Raw genomic sequence first — 21,589 nt, 5'->3', positions numbered from 1 at the left:
CAGAAGGAATTCGAGGCGGCGGTGAAGACCGGCCAGCATTTGAGGATGTCGGAGGCCAACAAGCAGTTCCACATGGCCGTCGCCTATGCCGGAAAGAACGCCTATCTCGCTTCCTTCTACGAACGGCTCCTCAACCAGGGCCAGCGCATGCTGCACCTGCACTTCGAATATCTGGAACGCACCGGCGACGGTTATCTGCTGACGGACGAGCACGAGCTGATGCTGGATGCGATCCGCACCAAGAATGTCGAGCTGGCCGACGAGTTGGCCCACGCCCATACCCGGCAGTTCCAAGACAATTTCATCGCGTTCCTGCGTGAAAACTATACGACCGAGGTGTCCTTCGGTCCTCTTGCCGCGGCAGAATAGCCATGGCCCTGCCCCAAAAGATCGGCTTCATCGGAACCGGCGCGATCACCGACGCCATGGTGCGCGGCCTGCTCGCAAAACCCGCCGCCATGCCGCATGTCATGGTGTCCCAACGCAGCGCGGACATTTCCGCGGCCCTCGCCACCGACTTCCCGCAGGTGCTCGTCTCCGCTCACAACCAGGCGATCGTCGACGGTTGCGACACCGTCGTGCTGGCGATCCGCCCGCAGATTGCGGAAGAGGTCATCCGCCCCCTCACGTTCCGAGACGGCCAGAGGGTGATCAGCGTCATCGCCGCAACGAGCCGTCCGGCCCTCCTCGATTGGATCGGCGCGGATGTCCGCCTGTCGCAGGCGATCCCCCTGCCCTTCGTCACGCGGCGCAAGGGCGTCACCGCCGTCTACCCGCCGGATGCAGATACGGCGGCCATCTTTGGCGTGCTTGGCAATGCCGTCGAATGCGAGAGCAAAGCGGAATATGACCTGCTTGCCGCCGCGAGCGCCCTTATGGCGACCTATTTCGGCCTCATGCACCGCACGACGGAATGGCTCGCGGAAAACGGCCTGCCGGAAGAGAAGGGCCGCGCCTATCTCGCTCCGCTCTTCGCCGGCCTTTCCGAAACCGCGCTTCTTGCCGGCAAAGACGTCACGTTCATCGAGATGAGCCGCGAATTCGCCACCAAGGGCGGCCTGAACGAGCAGGTTTTTCAGGACTTCGACGGCAAGGGCGGCTCGGATGCCTTGAGGCTGGCGCTGGATCGAGTGCTCAACCGGATAACAAGGTGAGCATGTACGTGGGGGCTTTTGCGCGAGTTCGTACTTAGAGAGCGACAGTGGCGAAACAGCCTCAAGCGTGCGGTTTTTGCATCCCCGATCAGATAAACCGCACAATCCGTCCCATCGTCGTTGTGCCGGATAAGCTTGCCTTATCGCTCGTTGTGTTCATTATGAAGAAATGAGCCGAATCGACGACCGCAATAGCGAACTTCATCCTCCGCAGACCTTTGCACCGCCGCGCAGCGCGCCGGCCGTCGACGGCGTGGCCACCGCCGTTGCCGCGCCGTCCGCCTCCCCTGCCCTGCCGGCCCACCTGCAGGACCTCACCGAACGCGCCCGATCCTATGTCGAGGCCGCCAGCGCCGCCAACACGCGAAAGGCCTACGCCTCCGACTGGAAGCACTTTTCCGCCTGGTGCCGCCGGCAGAACGTTTCCCCCTTCCCTGCGGACCCGCAGGTCGTCGGCCTCTACATCACCGCCTGCGCCTCCGGCACGGCAGAGCGCGGCGGCAAGCCGAACATCGTCTCCACCATCGAGCGGCGCCTTGCCGCGATCGGCTGGAACTGCGCGCAGCGCGGCCAGCCCCTCGACCGCAAGGACCGCGCCATCGCCACGGTTATGGCCGGCATCCGCAACCGCCATGCCGCCCCGCCGCGCCAGAAGGAGGCCCTGCTTCCCGAGGACCTCATCGCCATGCTGGAGACGCTCGACCGCGGCACGCTGCGGGGCCTGCGCGACCGGGCCATGCTCCTCGTCGGCTTTGCCGGCGGCCTGCGCCGTTCGGAGATCGTCGGCCTCGACCTTGGCCGCGACCAGAGCGAGGACGGACGCGGCTGGATCGAGATCTTCGACAAGGGCGCGCTGGTGACGCTGCGCGGCAAGACGGGCTGGCGCGAGGTCGAGATCGGCCGAGGTTCCTCCGATGCCACCTGCCCCGTCGCCGCGCTGGAAACCTGGATCCGCTTTGCCAAGATCGCTCGTGGCCCCCTCTTCCGCCGCGTGACGGGCCGGGGCAAGTCCGTCGGTCCGGACCGGCTCAACGACCAGGAGGTGGCGCGCCTCGTCAAGAAGGCGGCGCTTTGCGCCGGGGTGCGCGGCGACCTGCCGGAGGCCGAGCGGATGCAGGCCTTCGCCGGCCACTCACTGCGCGCCGGGCTCGCCTCCTCGGCCGAGGTCGACGAGCGCCATGTCCAGAAGCATCTCGGCCACGCCTCGGCCGAGATGACCCGCCGCTACCAGCGCCGCCGAGACCGCTTCCGCGTCAACCTCACTAAGGCCGCCGGGCTTTAGGCCCCCTGCCCAAAAAAAAGCGTCCGCCTAAGATGCGCTTTAGCTCCCTTCGCTCGTTGGGAGGGGGTGGTCATGGCGCGTTTTGTTCTGACGGGTTTTGAATAGGAAGTATCCGGCGACAACCGCCGCAGCGTGAAGGGCGAGGATGATCGGCTCGTGCTGAACAGCATCTTCTGGCGACTGCGGAAGCGTGCCCTCCCGTGCTGACATCCCGGTATACTGGCCCTTGCGCGATCTGCATAAACCCGCTGCAATCATTGGCGACACACGGATTATTGAGCACGCACTCTGCCCCTGCTGTCTCAGAGGCTTGCGACGACGATAGAGAATCGACAGTTCTTTAATCCCGGTTCATCGAGCATGGGACGAAGGGCTCGAATGAAATCGTCCCCCTTACCGCTCCAGCAGAGCGGAGAAGAAGACAGGCGGCTTCCACTGCAATGCCCCGCCAACATTACCAAACCGGACGCACAAGGTCCGGGTGAGGTTCGTCAGGATAGATTCTCGGGAATCCGATACGGAACGCGGCGGCAACAGGACATCAAGATGAGTGAACTGCAGAACAAGGCGGTCACGCTGACGGCGCAGGAGGAAGGTAACCTGGCTTCCCAGTCGCCGTCTGATCGGTGCATCCCATTTCTCAAGAGCGCGCTGGACCTCTACTTCGTCCTTGGCGGCGACGATGCGACGTTGGATGCGCTTCTCTACGCCCATCACGATACCCCGCGCCCGAGGGTTGACGCCGCGGTCGCCAATGTGATGATCGAACTGGCCGTCGCCAGCCACCTCAACGATATCGATATGGTGCAGGCCGCATACAATCGCCTTGACGTGGAACTCGGCAACCCACGCCATCAGGAATAGGCTCGCCAAGAGTTTTTTGGTTCCTTGCCATCAGATGCCGCGGTCGTCCCGGAGGCTGGCATTTCCGCCACCAACCCGATCCCCGCCAAGCCGCGATGAAGCCGGCGTGGACATCGCAGATCGCATCTCAAAACCCTGACAGCTGTCAGGGTTTTTCCACCCTCCTTGTCATCCAACGCTTCTGTCGTTTGCGCTCTGCCCTCGAAGCAAGGCCATAAGCGCCGGCCCCAGCGAAAACTCGCCCCGTTCCGCCCGGCGCGTCAGATCTCGAAGATATCCCCCCGGAGAATTGATGTGTCCTGCCCGCTCGAGGATGCAAGCAACCGCCACGGCTGCGTTTTCCGCGCCCATCACCTCACAAGCCTCCTGGTAGGCCGAAGGACTGATGCCCAACATCGACCGCACCACCACGGCAGCCGACATCAAGTCTCGCCAACCATCGATTTTGCCGCTGGGCCCGTACATGACGACGTCGGGGCATGCCCGCAGAACCATACCAAGCGGAAAATTGCGGATCGGCACCCTCGGCGCTGCATGATCGTTTCCCTGCATCGCCCCCAGCTCTTTTTCAGAGCTAGGTTCAAGTTCACGTGTGGATTCGGATTTTGAATTCTGTATATGACGCTCATTTTGAGCAGCATTGGTGCTTCTATTCTTCTCATTTTCCTGTCTTTCCAGGATGTTGATGATCTCGCCGCGCAAGAGCTCCATTTCGTCCAGGGCTGCCCCAACCTCGTCCTTGGTCGGTGCGCGGGGCAGCCGCGCGAGAATGCCGACATAGGTCTCCTCCACCGTATTCCAATCGCCTGGAGCCCCCTCCTCCATCGCGGCGGAGATCAGCTTGCGGACATCACGCCGGCAGATCGTCAGGTTCTCCTTCATGCGGCGAAAAGCCAGGCGGTCCGAAACAACCTGCTGTGCCAGCATGGCCAACTCTTCGGCGCGTGACAGGAGCGGCGAAATATCGAAGCCGAACGCGGTCTCGATGTCTCCGGCCTTGTCCTTGCGGGCATAGCGCTTGCCGTTCGCGCTATCCTTCCGCACGATCAAACCGGCGTCGACGAGCAGACCGAGATGCCGCCTGAGGGTCGCCCCTGCGATGCCGTGCGCCCGCAGCGCCAGCTGCGCATTCGACGGGAAGACGATGAGTTGCGCCTCCTGGCGCAATTCGTTCTCCGGATAGAAGCTTAGGAGCGCATCCAGCACGGCCAGGCTTCTGTCTTGCAGACCCAGCAATTCCCTCGCCTCCGAGGCATCCCGGAAGATCTTCCACTTGTCCGCAGTTTTGCCCGGCCTGATTTCGGCCGTCGCCAATTGCCGGCGCACCAGCGCAAGCGTCATCGGCCGCCGCCCGAAAGGCGTCGTCACATATCCACTCTGCATCTTCCTTCACCCTCGCAAAAGGCAAAAGAAAGCCGCCCGCCCAAAATGGCGCCAAAGACTCTTGACTACGATTCGTGGAAATGCGATTCTCGAAGTGCTAAATCAGAGAGGGGCTTCCACGACGGCAACGTTTTGGGGGCCTTTTTCTTTTGCTGTGCTTCCTTTCTCGTTATCTGGAACCCTGACAGCTGTCAGGGTTGTCACTCGTCCCGCAGACGAGCAAATCGCTCGGCAAGGCTTGGCAATTCGGCCTGCACGAATTTCAGGAACGCGGTTCCGAAAGCGCCCTCCGCAGAAATACGGACCTCCCTCGCGGAAGCCGTCACCGCGCCCAGCTGTCTGCCGCTCGCATCCGCGATTGCAGTCGCCCCGGTGGTTTTTCCCGGGGCAGCCGGTTTCACCGCGTCCAGCGCCCGCTGGAATTTCTGGTCGGATGTCTGGGGGGCGTCGGCCTCGCTCGAAAGAGCTGCCCGAATGGTGTCGAGAGCCTGCCCGTCACCCGCCACGGTCTTCGCGAGGTCGAGCCAGCGCGGCCGGCCGATTTTCGGTGCCCGCCCGATCGCTGCGATGATGTCAGCCGGCAGCGCGCGGCAGACGCTCCGCATCCTCGCAAGTTCGGCGTCTTCGATCGAAAGCGCCGCATAGATATGCCGCGCCTTTATGCCCGCATCATCCATGCGTGAAGCAAAAAGCGCGCGCTCGATCCATGTCAGGTCCTGGCGGCTGGCATTCTCGATGCCTTGGGCGAGAACCAGATCGAGATCCGAGATCTCCACTTCGATGGCGCGAACGGGTTTGCCGAGCTGCCTGGCGGCAAGCCAGCGCCGATGCCCGTAGACGATCTGATAGCGGCCGGCGGCAGAAGGGTGCTTGCGGACCTGGATGGGAACCTGCTGCCCCTCGCTCTCGATCGAGCGCTTGAACGCCTCGAAGTTCGCCGCGTCATCGTCCGGCAACCTGTCAGGGTAGGGAGAGGGGTCGATCAGCGCGGCATCCAGATCCCGAACGGGCCCTCCGCCCGACTCCACAAGGGCCTTCAGCCGATCACGTTCCGAGCGGATATCGTCGATCGCCCTGTGAGCCGCACCGATGACGCCGGCGCCGACACGCTGCGTCGAAGCCGCAGGCGCCGGCTGCCCGTCATCTGCGAGCTTGTTCTCCAGCTCTGCCGAAAGCAGGCCGAAACTGGCCACGATCGATTTGCGGGATGACTTGCTCATGTCCGCCCCCAGCTGTCATTGATAAGGCGCACAATCGCCTCGTTGACGGCATCGACCGCCTCCCGCGCCCGCTTGTGGGTGTCTCGCCCGATCTGGCCCATTTCGAGCTCGTATAGCGAACGTTTTGCCAGGCCGGCCGCTTCGACCGCCGTGCTCTCGATGGCTGTCGGCAGGAGCACATCGGTGCCGAACATATGGCGCAGCATCGCGACGACCTGCGACTGCGGTGCGTCGTTCGGATCATGGCGGGTGACCAGGTAGCGGATGAAATCCTGATCCAGCTGAGCGCCGCTTTCATTCAAGACGCTGATGAGGTCGCCCATCATCAGGAGGAACTGGCTCATCGATGCGACGTCCAGCATGGCCGGGTGCACGGTGATGATCATGCTCGTCGCCGCGTAAATGGCACTCAAGGTCAGAAAGCCGAGCGACGGCGGCGTGTCCAGGATGACGACATCATAGTCTGCATCGACCTCCGCAAGGGCGAGCTTCAGCCTCTCGAAGAAAATCGCACCCGAACCCGACTTGTTCGCCAGGACACGGGGCGTTTCATGCTCGTATTCCATGACCTCCAGATTGCCCGGAACGAGATCGATCCCTTCGAAATATGTCTTGCGAATGACCTCGCGGATCGGGCGCCGCTCGGCATCGTCATAGCGCAGGGCAGCATAGATCGTCTCGTTCGAACCAACATCCACCTCGGGCTGGGAACCGAACATCGCGGACAAGGACGCCTGCGGATCCAGGTCCAGCGCGAGAACGCGATAACCCTTGAGCGCCAGATAGTGGGAAAGGTGGACGCAGGTCGTCGTTTTCGCACTGCCACCCTTGAAATTCGCGATCGCGATGACCTGGAGATGCTCGCCAGGGCGGCGGCGAGGAAGAAACCGCAGGGCCTCCGCGGGCTTCTGTCGCGCGAACAGCTCGCGAAGCTCATTGATCTGAGCCAGGGTATAGACGCGGTGGTTGTTCTCGAGCCTGCTCGGGACCGGTCCACGCCCTTCGGTGGACATGAGCTTCAGCGTGGAATCGGGTATGGATGTGAGCTTCGACACTTCGTTTGTCAAAAACGATCGAAGGGTCTTCTCCGACTTCGGAGGGTACATGCGCGTTCTGAGTTGCTGCAATTGTGCCGACAGAAGCCCGGCATGGCGCATGATCTTGCCGCCGGCATCTTCCTTGGCGCCAAAAATTGGTTCTGCTCGATCTGCTATCGCCATGTGTTCCTCTTGGCGGCCTTCAGCCGGTTTGCCGGCCATTGCCCGCCAAAGATAGAACACGATTCTCCCGGACCGTCCAGAAGTTTAGGGTTAACAAAAGGTTAACGGGACCAGCCGGGCACCTGTAGGAATGCCCGTTTTTCATGGGCTTCGCCCATATATCCACGGTCAGTTTCGATAGCGAATACCGGTGCAAAACTGGGGTTCCGAGCGGCAAAGGCCTACATCGTCCAGAGGGCCGAGATCGGCGCGGCCTGCAATTTCTCTCCGAAAGGTGTGATGCGATCGTGATCGTGCAGGACCAGCCCGCGGACAAACCGGTCGCCCACAGCGTCCTGAAGCTGGCGCAGTCCCCGGAAATCATCCGGTTTCACGGTCGCGGAGGCCTTCACCTCGATGCCGATGATGCGACCCCGACGATCCTCGATGATCACATCGACCTCGTCCTGGTCCTTGGTCCGATAGTGCGAGAATGCAAGACGCCGCTCAGACCAGGAAGCAAGCTTCAGGATCTCGGAGACGACAAAGCTTTCGAGCAACGGGCCGAACCGCGTTCTGTCCTGGGTCAAGCGCTCCGTTTCATCTTCCCGCAATGTCGCAAGCAACCCGGTATCGACGAAATGCAGCTTCGGCGTTTTGATCAGGCGGCTGAGGCGGTTGTTCGACCAGGGCGAAAGGGTCCTGATGAGGAACAGCCGCTCAAGGATCGCGACATATTTCTGGGCCGTGACGCTCGACAGGCCGAGCGCCGCACCGAAGCTGCTGTGGTTGACCAATTGCCCCGCGTGCTCGGCGAGCACGTTCAAAAGGCGCGGCAGGCGATCGAGTTGATCGATGTTCGCGATGTCGCGGACGTCCCGATCCAGAATGAGGGCCACATAGTCCTCGAGCCACGCGGCGCGACGCGCCATGGTCGAGCGGCGCAAGACTTCCGGAAAGCCGCCCTTCAAGACCATGTCCACCAAGCCGTCACCAAAGACGGCCGCGCCGCCGGCCGCCGGCTCCTCGCCGTCGAAGAGACGGTCCAGCAACCGGCCGGGGGTCGAGAGGATTTCGGCCTGGGCAAACGGAAAAAGAGAGATGACGGCCATGCGTCCGGCCAGAGAGTCGGCAATGGCCGGCATCGTCGCCAGATTGGCCGAACCTGTCAGCAAGAACCGCCCGGGCTCTTCGTCCCGGTCGACACTCTCCTTGATTGCCAGCATCAGGTCGGGCGCGCGCTGCACCTCGTCGATGACAGCCCGTCTGATGCCGCGTATGAAGCCGATCGGATCGGCTTTCGCGGCATTGAGGGTGCCGGCGTCGTCCAATGTAAGGAATGGCCGGTCCTCGCCGGAGAACATTCGTGCAAGTGTCGTCTTGCCGGCCTGGCGCGGACCGGCGATCAGGACGACGCGCGTGTCGGCCAAGGCGGTTTCGACGTTCCGACGAACCTTGCGTTCGATATGGTGGCGGGGCAGGGGTGGCAAACTCATGCGGCCACTCTTAACGCAGGCTCCGTCCAATTTAAAGTGTGAAACCGTCCATTTTTAATTTTATGAGCGTCCAAACTCCACTGCGCGCGCTGGAGCATGGATCCGTATGCAGCCTATCCGCGACCGCAAGCGGTGCCGGTCATGGTGTTTGCCGAGGTGCGCCCTGCCGCATAATGACCAAGCTCGCTTTCCTGGGGAGCTGCGCCCGAGCACGCCCAGATCAGCGGGCCGATGCGCCGTATTCCTCGACCGAAAAGCTCAGCTCCGGGTCGGCATGGGCGTCCCAGTAGCCCTTCCACAGGGCCTTGCTGATGGGGCCGACCTGGCCGTCGCCGACCGGCTGGCCGTCGAGCGTGGTGATCGGCATGACGCCGCCGGCGGTCGTCACGAAGAGGATCTCGTCGCACTGGTAGGCGAGCTCCACCGGCACATCGTCGATCGTGTAGGGATAACCGAGCTTTTCGGCGACGGCGAGCACGGACTTGCGCGTCACGCCCTCCAGCACGCCCTTCCTCGGCGTGTAGAGCTTGCCGTCCTTGATCAGGATGACGTTGAAGCCGGAGCCTTCCGTGAGATTGGCGTCGCCATCGGTCAGGATCGGATACATCGCGCCGCGATCGCGCGCCTCCATCAGGCCGCGGGTGAAATCGCCCCATTGCAGGTTCTTCACGGTCGGATCGATGGCGCCCGGCGGCACGCGGCGCACGGTGCGGGTGATGACGGCGCTGCCGCCGGTCTTCTGCGTCGCCTCGTCCATGACCCAGAGATAGGGCATGACCATGAGATAGCAGACATTGTCGCACTCCTCGGGCGCATACTGGCGCACGAAGCGCAGGCCGCGGGTCACGATCATCATGACATAGGCGTCGCGGATGCCGCTCTTGACCGTCATCTCGATGAGCCGGTCGCGGATTTCCTGCCGCGGCAGCGGGCTCTTGAGGCGCAGCTGGGCACAGCTCTTCTCGAAGCGGTCGAGATGGTCCTCCAGCCGGAAGAACCGGCCGTTCCAGACGGCCGGCACGTCATAGGTCAAGTCCGAATGCAGGAAACCCTGGTCGAGGATCGGGATGCGCGCCTCGTGCAGCGGTACATATTCTCCCGCAATATAGGCGATTCCCCTGGCGAATGGATTGTCGCTGGCTTCGAGCTCTTTCACGCGCCGGCGATAGTCTACAAAGATATGGTCCGTATAGGACATGATGCCTGCCTCCAAAAAGGAATGCGTTGACACGCCGTTGCGCGCCGCCCGCAAGACGGCGCGCAGGGTGTAGAGCGGCGATCGTCAGGCGGCGAGGATGCCCGCCGAGACGATATCGCCGAAGGCACCGTCCGCGGCCTCGAGTGCCCGGTCGATATCCTCGGGCGTATGGGCGGCGCACAGGAACATGTTGTGCTTGGGATGCAAGTAGATGCCGCGCCGAAGGGCCGCCAGGCAGAAGGCGTTGGCGATCTTCAGCTCCTGGTCGCCGTCGAAGAGCACCATGGGCATCTGCGCCGGCCCCGTCTGCCGCAGCTTGAAGCCGTGCCGGGCGGAGATCGCCGAAAGGCCGTCCCGGAAACGCTCGCCCATGGCTTCCGTATGCGCAAGGGCGTCGCTGTCGCGGAGGATCCGGATGGTCTTGACCGCGGCCGCCATGGCGGCCGAGCCGTACCAGAAGGAGCCGGTGACGAAGACCTTGCCGGCGCCCTCCCGGAAGCGTTCCGAGCCCGCCACGGCAGCAAGCGGCCAGCCATTGGCGATGGCCTTCGAATAGGCCGCAAGGTCGGGCTTGACGCCGTAGCGCGCCCAGCTTCCCCGGACGTCGAGGCGGAAGCCGGCGCGCACGTCGTCGAGAATGAGGGCGGCGCCCGTGCGGTCGCAGATCTTGCGCGCATGGGCGAGGAAGGCGGCCTGCGGCAGGTGCTGGTCCTTGCCGACATCGTGCTGGAAGGCGGTCAGCAAGACGCCCGCGAGATCGTCGCCGGCGGCATCGACCGCGGCATCGAGGCTGGCGGCATCGTTATAGTCGAAGACGATGATATGGGCACGATCCTCCGCCGTCACACCGAGCAGCGACGGCGAGCACCATGGAACGGCGCCGTGATAGGCGCCACGGGCGACGAGGATCTTGCGGCGTCCGGTGGCCGCGCGCGCGATGGTGACGCAGGCCGTCGTCGCATCTGTGCCGTTCTTCTGGAAGAGCGTCCAGTCGGCATGATCGAGCGTATCGACGAGCAGTTCGGCAAGCTCCACCATGCTTTCGGTCGGCCCGTTGCCGACGTCGCCCGCATCGATCCGGGCGAGGGCGGCGGCGTCCACCTCGGGGTGGCGATAACCGAGCACGTTCGGCCCCCAGGCGCACATGAAGTCGATATATTCGTTGCCGTCCGCATCCCAGACGCGGCAACCGTCCGAGCGCGAGAAGAATTGCGGATAGTCCGGCGCGATCGCCCGGGTCGCCATATGGCCCCACATGCCGTTCGGCACGACGCGCCGGGCGCGCTCGACGAGTTCCGTGTCGCGGCTGTTCAGCAGTTTCGCTGTCATCTTGCGTGTCCTCCTTGGCGGGAGAGGCGCACCGCCTCTCCCGATGTCTCGGTCAGTTCGTGATTTCGGCCAGCGGCAGGTTGCAGCAGGCACTGTAGCGAACGCCCTTGACGTCCGGGCTGTGCGCCAGGATGAGGTCGGGGCTGACCATCGGGATGATGATCCGGGCCTTGGCCATCAGCTCGCCGGCCTCGAACCAGAGCTTCTCGGCTTCCTCAGCCGGCGCGGCGAGCGCCTGTTCGCGCAGCTTGCCGGTTTCCGTGCTGATGATCGAGGGATCGGTTTCGCCTCCCGCGCGCTTGGCCCAGACGGAGCCCTCCGACAGGCCGAAGACGTCGACATATTGCGAGGTGCCGAAGAAGTCGGGCGCGAAGAAGACGGCGGTCAGCGGAATGTGGTCGCCGTTGGCCGCTTCGCGCCAGTTGGCGAAGGGAACCGGCGAGAGCTCGACCGTGATGCCCACCTTGGCCAGATCCTGCTGGATCTTCTGCATCATCAGCGAGAAATCGACGCCATAGACGTTCATGTCCGGATAGATCGACTTCAGCGTGAAGCCGTCGCCGACGCCGGCCGCCGTCAACAGTTCCTTGGCACGGTCCGGATCGTAGGCGGGAATCTCGTGGTTGTCGCCGCCCGGGAAGCCGAGCGGGATCGGCGTCGCGATCGCGCGGCCGGCGCCGCCGACGGTGAAGTCGATCAGCGATGTCCGGTCGATGGCGATCGAGATGGCTTCACGCACCTCTGGCGTCAATTTGACGGTGTTGGCCTTGGCGCCCGGCGACAGCGCGATATAGACGAAATTGTAGGACGGTACCTTGTCCACCACCACATTGCTGCCTTCGAGCGTCTTGGCGGTTTCCGCGTCGATCTGCATGGCGATGTCGGCAGCGCCGGACTGCAGCATCTGCGCCTGCGCCACGGCATCCTTGACCTGGCGGAAGACGACCTGCGGGATCGTCGGGGCCTTGCGCCAGTAGTTTTCGTTGCGCTTCAGGCGCAGCTCCGCGTTCGGCTCGTAGGATTCGAGGACGAAGGGCCCGCTGCCGGCGGAATTGCTCAGGAACCAGTTCTCCGACGTGTCCTTGTCGACGGCCGTCGCATCCGACAGCGCGCCGTTGGCGGCAGCGACATCGCTGTTGATGATGCCGAGGAAACCCGCGGACGCCTGGTTGAGGAATTCCGAATTCGGCGCGGACAGCTTGATGACGACCGTCTGCGCGTCGGGAATGTCGATCGAACTGATGGGGTCGGCGATGAAGGCGCCGTTGCCCTTGATGTTCTTCAGCCGCTCGAACGACCATTTCACATCCTTCGCCTCCACCGGCGAACCGTCGGAGAACTTTGCCGCCGGGTCGAGCTTGAAGGTCAGCTCGGTCTGCTCCGGGTTGATCTCCCAGCTCGAGGCGATCAGCGGCTGGACCTTGTTGTCCTTGTCGAGCGTCACGAGCTGCTCGTAGACGGAGGTGTTGTAGATCTGGCAGGTGTCGCACCAGGCGCGGGCCGGATCGAGCGAATTGACGTCCATGTCACGGGCGATCACCAGCGCACGCTCTTCGGCCGATGCCGGCTGGATGGCCCCGCCCAGCATCGTGGCGGAGAGGGCGAGCGAGAGAAAGGCCAGTCTGGATTTCGATGGAAGAAGTCGTTTCATCGGTTGGATACCTCCAGTTTGACGGGCTGCGGATGCCCTGTTCCACTATTTTTCCGCAATTCGAAGCAAGGCGTCCCGCACGTCGGCAACCGTCGCAAGCGCTGCACGATTGAGGGCGGCCGAGACCGTGGGGGCGGCAAGCCCGCCGGTCACGCGCAGGATTTCGTGGTCGAGACAGTCGAAGAAGCGTTCCTGGATCTCGGCGGCCCAGGTGCCGCCCATCGACAGGCTGCGCGCGGTCTGCTCGGCAATGACGACCCGGCCGGTCTTGTCGATCGACTGGCCGACGAGCTGCCAGTCGATGCCGTGGTGGTCGATGTTGCGCAGGTCGATGACCTCGGCATCGATGCCCGCCTCCTCCGCCGCCCTGATCGCGTTCTGGACCATGACGGAGGTCGCCAGGACCGTGCAGGCGCTTCCGGGCCGCACGATGCGCGCCGAGCCGAAGGGAATGAAGAAGTCCCGGTCGCCGGCCGGCACCTCGAATTCCTTCTGGTAGAGTTCGGTATGCTCGAAGACGACGACGGGGTCGTCGCAGGCAAGCGCCGAATTCATCAGGCCGATATAGTCGAAGGCGTTCGACGGCGTGATGATGCGCCAGCCGGGGAACAGGCCGAAGAGCGCCGACGGATCGCCCGAATGCTGCGAGCCGTAGCCGGTATGGGGCGAGATGCGCACGCGCATGACGATCGGCACGGGAAAGCCGTCGCCGAACATGTGGCGCACCTTGCCGACGCCGTTGGCGATCTGGTCGGCCGCGGTGAAACAGAAATCGCCGAACATGATCTCGACCACCGGCCGCAAGCCATTGAGTGCCGCGCCGAGGGCGACGCCCGTGAACCCGTTCTCGGCGATCGACATGGGCAGGACGCGCTCGGGCCAGCGCTCCAGCGCGCCCTTGGTGAAGCCACTGACGCCGCCGCGCATCTGGTGGGCATCCTCGCCCATGACGATGATGCGCGGATCGCGCGCCATCGCGGCGGCCAGCGTCTCGGAGGCGGCAGTGACGAATTTCACCTTCTCGACGGCATCGGCACGCATGTCGTCGTGGTCGAGGAAGCGCTTGTCGGCAAGCTCGGAAAGGTCGCCCAGAATGCCATGGTCGCGCGTCGCCGGATCCGGCCAGAGGCTGTCGGGAATACGCAACGTGTTGCCGCCGGGGACCGGTTCGGTCAGCTTTCCGGCCGCTGCCGCGACCCGGTCCGTCACCAGCGCATCGATCTGCGCGAACTCTTCCGGGGAGAGCAGGCCGAGCGCCGCCAGGCGCGCTTCGGCGAGCGCGATGGGGTCGCGCTCACGCCATGCGGCTTCCTCTTCCTTCGTGCGATAGCCGAAATCGCTGCCGCTGCGGGATCCGGATTGATGGAAATGGCGGTAGCAGAGGGCCTCGATCACGACGGGACCGCCCGTCTCGCGGATGATGCGGCGGGCCTCCACCATGGCCCGATGCACGGCGACGACATCCATGCCGTCGCATTCGATCGCGGCGATGCCGAGCATCGCGCCGCGGGACGACAGCCGCGTCTCACGCGTCACGTCGGAAATGTGCGTGGAGACGCCGTAGAGGTTGTTCTCGATGAAGAAGATCACCGGCAGGCCTTGCGCGGCGGCGATGTTCATCGCTTCGTAGCTCGCGCCGTTCTGGGCCGCGCCGTCGCCGAAGAAGGCGACGGAGATGTGGTCGCGGCCGAGCATCTTGTCGGCAAGCGCATAACCTGCCGCATGGGGCGGATTGCCGCCGACGATCGCCGAGGTGCCGACGACGCCAGTGCCGGCGAAACGCATGTGCATGGAGCCGCCCCGGCCGCCGCAATAGCCGGGGGTCAGGCCCATGATCTCGGCCATGAAACGGTAGATCGCCTCGTCCATGCCGGGCGTGAAGGCATCCTTGCGGATGTCGAAGCCTTCGGGAACCGAGGGATTGAGCAGCTTCAGCAGCACCTGGTGGTGCGCGCGGTGCGTGCCGTTGATCTTGTCGTCTGTACCGAGCGCGGCCATGGCGCCGACCGCACCTGCCTCCTGGCCGATGCTGGCATGGGCCGGGCCGTGGATGAGGCCCGCCTTCTCCAGATCGAGCAGCTTTTCCTCGAACCGGCGGATGAGCAGCATCTGGCCGTACCAGTGGACGAGGTCTCGTGCCTGCTCCCCGCTCCAGTCCGCTTCATCCAGCTCCAGCCGGAACCAGGGCGCGGAAGGGGCGAGCGGTATCTGGCGTGCCATTCGTATCCTCGGGTCGCAGGGAAGCCGCACCGGGCTCTGTTCTCGTTTATGGAAATAAATTCCGATTTCTGTTGAATGGCACACTAAGCTGTGCCAGCCTTTGGATGCAACAGAAATTTTCGTGAGTTGCCAAAGAGGAAGAAAAGCGATGATCCGGGACGCCGAAGTGTTGAACGCCCTGGTTGAGATGGTGCACCGGTTCGTGCGCGAGCGCCTTCTGCCGGCGGAGGCACGCGTAGAGGAAGACAACGCCATTCCTCCGGAAATCATTGCGGAAATGCGCGCGCTCGGCCTCTTCGGCATGTCCATTCCGGAAGAGCATGGCGGGCTTGGCCTGACAATGGAGGAGGAGGTGCGCGTCGCCTTCGAGCTCGGTTATGCCTCTCCCGCCTTTCGCTCCGTCATCGGCACGAACAACGGAATCGGCTCGCAGGGCATCATCGCCGATGGCACCGAGGCGCAGAAGCAATACTGGCTGCCACGCATGGCGACGGGCGAGGTCATCGGCTCCTTTGCCCTGACCGAGCCGGACGTCGGCTCGGATGCGGGCGCCGTGAAGACCACGGCGCGGAGAGACGGCGACCACTACATCCTCAACGGCACGAAACGCTACATCACCAATGCCCCGGTGGCCGACGTCTTCACCGTCATGGCGCGCACCGGCGGTCCGGGGCCTGCGGGCGTGACCGCCTTCCTGGTGCCGAAGGACAACCCCGGCCTCAGCCTTGGCCCGATCGACAGGAAGATGGGGCAGCGCGGCACCCGCACCTCAGACGTCATCTTCGACAATTGCCGCATCCCGGCCGACAGCGTCATCGGCGGCGTGGAGGGCGTCGGCTTCAAGACCGCGATGAAGGTGCTCAACCGCGGCCGCCTGCATATCTCGGCGGTCTGCGTCGGCGCCGCGGAGCGGCTGTGCGACGAGGCCGTGCGCTTCGCGCGAGAGCGGGTGCAGTTCGGCAAGCCGATCGCGGAGCATCAGCTCATCCAGGCCATGCTCGCCGACAGCTCGACCGAGGCCTTTGCCGGGCGCGCCATGGTGCTGGAGGCCGCGCGGCGGTTCGATGCGGGCGATCGTGTCATCCAGCAGGCGGCGAGCGCGAAACTGTTCTGCTCGGAGATGGTCGGCCGTGTCGCCGACCGCGCGGTGCAGATCCATGGCGGCGCCGGCTACATGCAGGACTATCCGGTGGAGCATTTCTACCGCGATGTCCGGCTGTTCCGGCTCTACGAGGGCACGTCGCAGATCCAGCAGCTCATCATCGCCCGCGAAATGCTGAACGCCTGAGGCCGGACCGATGCAGCGAGCCCTTGGAATCGTCGCGGATGACTTTACCGGCGCCCTCATGGTCGCCGGCTATCTGGAGAGCGCCGGTATCCACTGTCCCGTGCTTTTCCGCCCCGAGGCGGAGATTCCGCCCGCGGCCGTGGTGATGGCCGGCACGCGGACACGCACGGTGCCGGTCGCAGAGGCGCTTGCCGAGCTCGGCCGTTTCACCGACGCCTTCCTGCGGGCCGGCTGCAGGCGGATCGCCTACAAGGCCTGCGCCACGTTCGATTCCACCGAAGACGGCAATATCGGCCCGGCCGCCGATTATCTTGCCGATCGCGCCGGGGTGCGGCCGGTGCTGATGAGCGCCGGCTTTCCCCGCTTCGGCACCACGGTCCACCAGGGCTACATGTTCTATCGCGGTCGCCTCGTTTCCGAATCGATCAAGCGTTTCGACCCGCTGACCCCGATGTCCGATCCCGATCTCGTCCGTTTCCTGGGGCGGCAGACGCCGCACCGGATCGCGCTCCTGAATCACGCCGCCCTTCGTAGCGGCGCCGATGCGGCACGCGTCGCCATCGAAGCCTTTGCGGCCGAAGGAGCAGGCCACGTCTTCCTGGACACCACCGACGACGGCGACGTCGAGACCGCGGCCGAGATCGCGGCTGCGATGAACCGCGTCGTCGTCGCCAGCGATCCCCTGATCATCGCCTACGCGACCCGCCTCGGCCACGCCATGCAGCCGGATCCGGTGCCCTCACCGCAGCAGGTCGACGGCCCCACGGCCGTCATTGCCGGAAGCGTCGGGCCGGTCGTCCTGGCGCAGCTCGCGGCTTTCTCGGCCAATTATCCCTTATTGACGCTGGATCTGCTCGATCCGGCCGGGGAGGAGGGGCTGGTTTCCGCCGCGCTCGACTGGGCCTCCGGGCAGATCGGCGCAGCCCCCCTCGCCATTTCGACGGCGACCGGACCGGAAGGTGTCGCCGCCGTGCAGGCCGCCTTCGGCCGGGTGGAGGCGGCCCGCCGCGCGGAGCGCATCCTCGGGGCCATCGCGAAGGGATTGCGCGATCGCGGGGTTCGACGATTTATCGTTGCGGGTGGCGAGACGTCGGGCGCGGTTGTCGATGCACTCGGCATCGCGGCCGCTCGGGCCCTGCCGGAAGGCCCGCTCGGAACCGGCTTCTGCATATCCTCCGGGCCAACGCCCCTTTCGCTATATCTCAAACCCGGCAAGCTGGGCGCCGACGACATCCTGCTGAGCGCCGTCGAGGCGATGAACCAATGGAGTGGACGATGATGGATGAAACGGCGGCGAGGATGGCCCTGGTCGAGGCGAGCCGGCGATCGGTGGTGCTCGGCCTCAACAGCGGAACGGTCGGCAATTTCAGCCTGCGGCACGGCGAGGGCATGCTGATCACGCCGACGGGCATCGCCCCCGACGCCCTCGCGCCCGAGCAGATCGTCGCGATGGATCTCGACGGCGCCTGGATCGGCGGCTGGCGGCCGTCCTCGGAATGGGCCATTCACGCCCGGCTCTACGCCACGACGAATGCCGGCGCCGTCGTCCATACCCACCCCGATCATTGCGTCGCCCTTGCCGCGCTGCGCCGGCCGATCCCGCTGTTCCACTACATGGTCGCCGGCTTCGGCGGCAACGAGATCCCCTGTGCGGACTATGCCTGTTTCGGGAGCGCCGCGCTTGCGGAAACGGTGGTCGCCGCCATGGGCACGACCCATTCCGCCTGCCTGATGGCCAATCACGGCGCAGTCACCATCGGGCCCGATGTCGGGACGGCGCTGGCACGCGCGGAGAAGCTGGAAACGCTGGCGCGGCAATACGTGCTCGCCCGTTCGATCGGCGAGCCCGTTCTCCTGACGCAAGCGGAACTTGCCGATGTGCGCGCTCGCTACGGCACCTACGGCCAGCAGGCGAAACGCTGACCGTCAGCCGCTGCGACACACCTCGCCGAGGATCCTCATCACCAGCGCCGGATATTCGAGATGCGGCATGTGCCCGCAAGCGTCGAGGGCATGCAGCCCGACATTGCCGGGCAGGCCGGCCGTGGCACTGAACGGCAGGATGCGATCCTGCCGGCCGAAGACGATCCGCACCGGCTGGGACATGCGGGCAAGATCGTCGCGGATGGAGATCGCCTGCGTGCCGTCCGGGAAGAACCGCTCGGCAAAGGCACGCATCGCCACCGTCAGGCCCATATCGTCGCGCTGCTGCACCACCGCCTGCAGGAAAGCCGGCGAGATGACGGCGGCATCGTGGACCAGGAGGTCGAGCCAGGGTTTCAGGCTCTCCCGCTGCCGTGCGCGCAGCACGCCCTCGACAAAGGCGCCGTTGATCTGGGGCCCAAGGCCCGCAGGGGAGACGAGGCAGAGGCCGCGGACATCCAGCTGCCCGCGGCTTGCCAGCCGCGCCGCCAGCGCGCCGCCGAAGGAATGGCCGGCCAGAACGAGCGGACCATCGTGTTGCGCGGCAACGGTCGCCTCGATGCTTCCGGCTATCCGGTCGAGGTCTTCGGGAACCGCATGCGGCGAGCGCCCGTGCGCGGGAAGGTCGATGGCCAGCGCCGGCCAGTCCGCGCGCGTGGCAGCGAGCATGCCGCGCCAGTTGTTGAGGTCCGCGCTGAAACCATGGAGGAGCACGACGGGCAGGCCTTCGCCCTTGCGCAGCCAGACCGCATTCAGCGTTGCGGGGCTGCTTTCCTTTCGCGCCGCAGGCAGCACGGCAGGGTTTTCGACTGTTGCGGGCCGGCGGGCCTGGCCGGCGTCGCCGATCCTCGCAACGACGTCGGTCTTCTGGATCCGCCCGCCCGGGCCGGTGCCGGTGAGGCCGTCCAGCGCGATGCCATGCTCGCGAGCGATGCGGCGGGCGAGGGGAGTGGGATTGGGGCCGCGCCCGCTTCGCCGCACGCCTGGCACGAGAATGGCGCGGGTTGCTTCATTCGCAGGCTCCCCGGCGGCGGCCTCCCGCGGCTCCGTCTCGCCGTAGGTTTCCCCGGCTCCATAGATGCGCGCGACATCCGCGCCGACATCCACCTCTATCTCGCTGTCGACCAGGGCATGGATGACACCGGTTGCCGGCGATTCGACCTCGACGGCGGCCTTGTCGTTGTCGATCTCGAAAAGGACCTGCCCCTGCCGGACGGTTTCACCCTCGGAAACGAGCCAGCGGGCAATGCGGCCGCTCGACATTTCGAGGCTGACCTTCGGATAGACGACATGGGTGGGCATGGGGGATCCCTTGAGGCTTGAGCCTATTCGGCCGAGGTTTTCCAGGTGGGTGGTCGTTGCGAGGTGGGGGACGGATCGGGCTCCCCGGCAAGCCGCGCGCGCAGGCGGCGCGTGAGCCGGAGCAGCCCGGGACCGACGGATTCCCGGCAATGGTTGCGCGAGAGGATGTCGACGATCCCGCCGCAGGTGAGCGCGACGAGGGGCGAACCATCCGTCGGCCGGAAGGCGACGCCGACGGCATTGATATAGCTGTGCCAGCTGCCGAAGGCGCTGATGAAGCCGTCCCGCCGGTAGTCCTCGATGGCGTTCGCAACGAGGCGGTCGAGTTCCTCGGCCTTTTCGGGCTCGGCCACGACCAGCTGCCCGACGACGGACTGGCGAATGTCCGGCTGCATTTCCGCAAGATAGGCAAGGCCCATGGCCGTGCGGTAGATCGGCAGGCGCGAACCGACATTGAGGCGCAGCGAAACCGGGCTCATCGAGCGGCAATTGGCGAGATAGACCATCTCCAGCCCGTCGCGCGTGCCGAGCGCGACGGCGGCGCCGGTCTGGTCCGCCAGTTCCTGCATCAGAGGCCTTGCCATATGGATGACGGCGCTGGAGCTGAGCGCCGAATAGCCAAGCGAAACCGTCGCCGGCCCGATGCTGTAACGGCCGAGCATGTCGTCGTAATGGAGATAACCGAGGCCGACGAGCGTCGAGGTCAGGCGCGAGACGGTTGCTTTCGGCAGGCCCGTCCGTTCGATGAGATCCTGGTTGCCGAGCGTGGCGTCGTCGGCGGTGAAGGCCCGCAGGATTTCCAGGCCGCGTGTCAGCGAGGCCGCGGAATTGCCGCCCTCCGCGCCTTCGCTGCCGTCTGCCGGTTTGGTCCGTTTACGCATGTCTTGCCTTTCGTTTCAGCGCTGCTGGAGCCATAGCGGATTTTCGCGATCTGTCGATCTGCCGTAAATGGAATATAATTTCATTTATGTTGACGTCCGTTTCGCCTGTTGTCAATAATGCCTGCATCGATCTCCCCATTCGCCGGTCGGCACGGGATGGCACACGGGTTAAAGGACGCGATTTGTGACACGATACATTCTGCGACGCCTGGTCGCGATGCCCTTCCTGGTTCTCGGCATCGTAACGCTCGCCTTCCTGCTCACGACCGTGACCAAGGGTGACCCGCTGACGGCGATCGTGTCGGACCGGCAGATGAACGACCCGGTGGCGGTGGCCGCCGCGAAAGCGCGCTGGGGGCTCGATCGCAGCCTGCCGGAACGCTACGTCATCTATGTCGGCAACCTTCTGACCGGCGACATGGGCACGTCCTTCATCACGCGCCGGCCCGTCGCGCAGGACGTGTTCTTCCGCCTGCCGGCCACGATGGAGCTCGTCCTTGCCGCAATGCTCATCGGCTCGACGATCGGCATCACGCTGGGCGTGCTAGCGGCCTATTTCCGCAACACGGTCATTGACCATGCGGCGCGTTTCTTTGCCCTGTTCGGGTCGTCCATTCCGGTCTTCTGGCTGGGGCTGGCGCTGCTTTACGTCTTCTCGGTCAAATGGGGTATTCTGCCCGGTCCCGGCCGGCTGGATCCGCGGGCGACCCCTCCGCCGTCCGTCACCGGCTTCATGACCATCGACACCCTGATCGCCGGGAACATGAAGCTCTTTCTGGATGCACTGTGGCACCTGATCCTACCCGCCTTCGTGCTCGGCTGGGCCGTCGCCGGCACCATATCCCGCTTGGTGCGCGCCAATATGCTGGAGGTGCTGGACCGGGAGTTCATCCTGACGGCGCGCGCGAAGGGGGCGGGGGAGCTTCGTGTCGTGGTGCGCCACGCGCTGCGCAACACGCTCGTGCCGACACTGACCGTCATCGGCTATTCCTTCGCCTACCTGCTCACGGGGGCCGTCCTGACCGAGACGATCTTCTCCTGGCCGGGCATGGGGTCCTACGCGGTGGAGGCGGCGCGCGGCCTCGATTTTCCCGCCATCATCGGGGTCACCATCGTCGGGGGCGTGGTCTTCCTGCTGACGAACCTCATCACCGACATTGCCTATGTCATCGCCAATCCGCGCGTGCGTCTGGGATAAG

18 protein-coding genes are annotated in these 21,589 nt (G+C 64.8%); 8 read left to right on the top strand and 10 right to left on the bottom strand.

Annotation, left to right across the window (positions count from 1 at the left end; all coding sequences use genetic code 11):
- The 4 genes from MUU56_RS28105 to MUU56_RS28090 all read left to right on the top strand — a co-directional run.
- Nucleotides 1-369: FCD domain-containing protein (locus MUU56_RS28105; protein WP_244770579.1), on the top strand; the 369-nt coding region annotated here is incomplete at its 5' end.
- Between the two features lie 2 nt (nucleotides 370-371).
- Nucleotides 372-1,154 carry a pyrroline-5-carboxylate reductase gene (locus MUU56_RS28100; protein ID WP_244770578.1) on the top strand — a complete coding sequence of 261 codons (783 nt, stop codon included), beginning with the start codon at nucleotides 372-374 and terminating at the stop codon, nucleotides 1,152-1,154.
- Between the two features lie 169 nt (nucleotides 1,155-1,323).
- The gene (locus MUU56_RS28095) at nucleotides 1,324-2,436 is read left to right on the top strand and encodes a tyrosine-type recombinase/integrase (RefSeq protein ID WP_244770577.1); all 1,113 of its coding nucleotides are present in this window, start codon (nucleotides 1,324-1,326) and stop codon (nucleotides 2,434-2,436) included.
- 546 nt (nucleotides 2,437-2,982) lie between these two features.
- Nucleotides 2,983-3,300, top strand: a complete 318-nt coding sequence (locus MUU56_RS28090; RefSeq protein WP_244770576.1) for a hypothetical protein — start codon at nucleotides 2,983-2,985, stop codon at nucleotides 3,298-3,300.
- Between the two features lie 168 nt (nucleotides 3,301-3,468).
- Here MUU56_RS28090 and repC read toward each other — a convergent pair whose 3' ends face one another.
- The 8 genes from repC to MUU56_RS28050 all read right to left on the bottom strand — a co-directional run bounded on the left by repC (nucleotide 3,469) and on the right by MUU56_RS28050 (nucleotide 14,996).
- Complete coding sequence (repC, locus tag MUU56_RS28085) at nucleotides 3,469-4,683, bottom strand: plasmid replication protein RepC (protein ID WP_244770575.1); 1,215 nt, start codon at nucleotides 4,681-4,683, stop codon at nucleotides 3,469-3,471.
- Between the two features lie 200 nt (nucleotides 4,684-4,883).
- Complete coding sequence (repB, locus tag MUU56_RS28080) at nucleotides 4,884-5,903, bottom strand: plasmid partitioning protein RepB (protein ID WP_244770574.1); 1,020 nt, start codon at nucleotides 5,901-5,903, stop codon at nucleotides 4,884-4,886.
- Nucleotides 5,900-7,123 carry a plasmid partitioning protein RepA gene (gene repA / locus MUU56_RS28075; RefSeq protein ID WP_244770573.1) on the bottom strand — a complete coding sequence of 408 codons (1,224 nt, stop codon included), beginning with the start codon at nucleotides 7,121-7,123 and terminating at the stop codon, nucleotides 5,900-5,902. Before repA ends, repB begins: the two co-directional genes overlap by 4 nt.
- Nucleotides 7,124-7,344: 221 nt before the next feature.
- Nucleotides 7,345-8,598 carry an ATP-binding protein gene (locus MUU56_RS28070; RefSeq protein WP_244770572.1) on the bottom strand — a complete coding sequence of 418 codons (1,254 nt, stop codon included), beginning with the start codon at nucleotides 8,596-8,598 and terminating at the stop codon, nucleotides 7,345-7,347.
- A gap of 220 nt (nucleotides 8,599-8,818) precedes the next feature.
- Complete coding sequence (locus MUU56_RS28065) at nucleotides 8,819-9,796, bottom strand: aminotransferase class IV (protein WP_244770571.1); 978 nt, start codon at nucleotides 9,794-9,796, stop codon at nucleotides 8,819-8,821.
- A gap of 84 nt (nucleotides 9,797-9,880) precedes the next feature.
- Entirely contained in the window at nucleotides 9,881-11,125 is a 1,245-nt protein-coding gene (locus MUU56_RS28060; protein WP_244770570.1) for an aminotransferase class III-fold pyridoxal phosphate-dependent enzyme, read from the bottom strand.
- Between the two features lie 52 nt (nucleotides 11,126-11,177).
- A complete protein-coding gene (locus MUU56_RS28055; RefSeq protein WP_244770569.1) occupies nucleotides 11,178-12,776 on the bottom strand; it encodes an ABC transporter substrate-binding protein in 1,599 nt (532 codons plus the stop codon).
- Nucleotides 12,777-12,821: 45 nt separating this feature from the next.
- Nucleotides 12,822-14,996 carry a dehydrogenase E1 component subunit alpha/beta gene (locus tag MUU56_RS28050; protein WP_244770568.1) on the bottom strand — a complete coding sequence of 725 codons (2,175 nt, stop codon included), beginning with the start codon at nucleotides 14,994-14,996 and terminating at the stop codon, nucleotides 12,822-12,824.
- A 148-nt stretch (nucleotides 14,997-15,144) separates the two neighbouring features.
- Between MUU56_RS28050 and MUU56_RS28045 the strand changes: the two genes are divergently transcribed.
- The 3 genes from MUU56_RS28045 to MUU56_RS28035 are packed head-to-tail and all read left to right on the top strand — an operon-like array spanning nucleotide 15,145 to nucleotide 18,207.
- Nucleotides 15,145-16,284 (top strand): acyl-CoA dehydrogenase family protein, encoded by a 1,140-nt coding sequence (locus MUU56_RS28045; protein WP_244770567.1) that lies wholly within the window; start codon nucleotides 15,145-15,147, stop codon nucleotides 16,282-16,284.
- A gap of 10 nt (nucleotides 16,285-16,294) precedes the next feature.
- Entirely contained in the window at nucleotides 16,295-17,563 is a 1,269-nt protein-coding gene (locus tag MUU56_RS28040) for a four-carbon acid sugar kinase family protein (RefSeq protein ID WP_244770566.1), read from the top strand.
- A complete protein-coding gene (locus tag MUU56_RS28035) occupies nucleotides 17,563-18,207 on the top strand; it encodes a class II aldolase/adducin family protein (RefSeq protein WP_317633328.1) in 645 nt (214 codons plus the stop codon). Before MUU56_RS28040 ends, MUU56_RS28035 begins: the two co-directional genes overlap by 1 nt.
- Before the next feature lie 3 nt (nucleotides 18,208-18,210).
- Here MUU56_RS28035 and MUU56_RS28030 read toward each other — a convergent pair whose 3' ends face one another.
- Both MUU56_RS28030 and MUU56_RS28025 read right to left on the bottom strand, forming a co-directional pair.
- Nucleotides 18,211-19,509 carry an acetoin dehydrogenase dihydrolipoyllysine-residue acetyltransferase subunit gene (locus MUU56_RS28030; protein ID WP_244770564.1) on the bottom strand — a complete coding sequence of 433 codons (1,299 nt, stop codon included), beginning with the start codon at nucleotides 19,507-19,509 and terminating at the stop codon, nucleotides 18,211-18,213.
- Nucleotides 19,510-19,532: 23 nt separating this feature from the next.
- Nucleotides 19,533-20,390 (bottom strand): IclR family transcriptional regulator, encoded by an 858-nt coding sequence (locus MUU56_RS28025; RefSeq protein WP_244770563.1) that lies wholly within the window; start codon nucleotides 20,388-20,390, stop codon nucleotides 19,533-19,535.
- A 184-nt stretch (nucleotides 20,391-20,574) separates the two neighbouring features.
- On the opposite strand from MUU56_RS28025, the gene MUU56_RS28020 reads away from it, so the two are divergent.
- Nucleotides 20,575-21,588, top strand: coding sequence for an ABC transporter permease (locus tag MUU56_RS28020; protein WP_244770562.1), 1,014 nt, complete (start codon nucleotides 20,575-20,577; stop codon nucleotides 21,586-21,588).
- The last annotated feature ends 1 nt before the right edge of the window (nucleotide 21,589 follow it).

The sequence above is a fragment of the Shinella yambaruensis genome, assembly GCF_022899355.1.
Lineage (GTDB): Bacteria > Pseudomonadota > Alphaproteobacteria > Rhizobiales > Rhizobiaceae > Shinella > Shinella yambaruensis.
The sequence above is the reverse complement of the archived record's forward strand: the minus strand, read 5'-3'. Positions and strand labels throughout refer to the sequence as shown.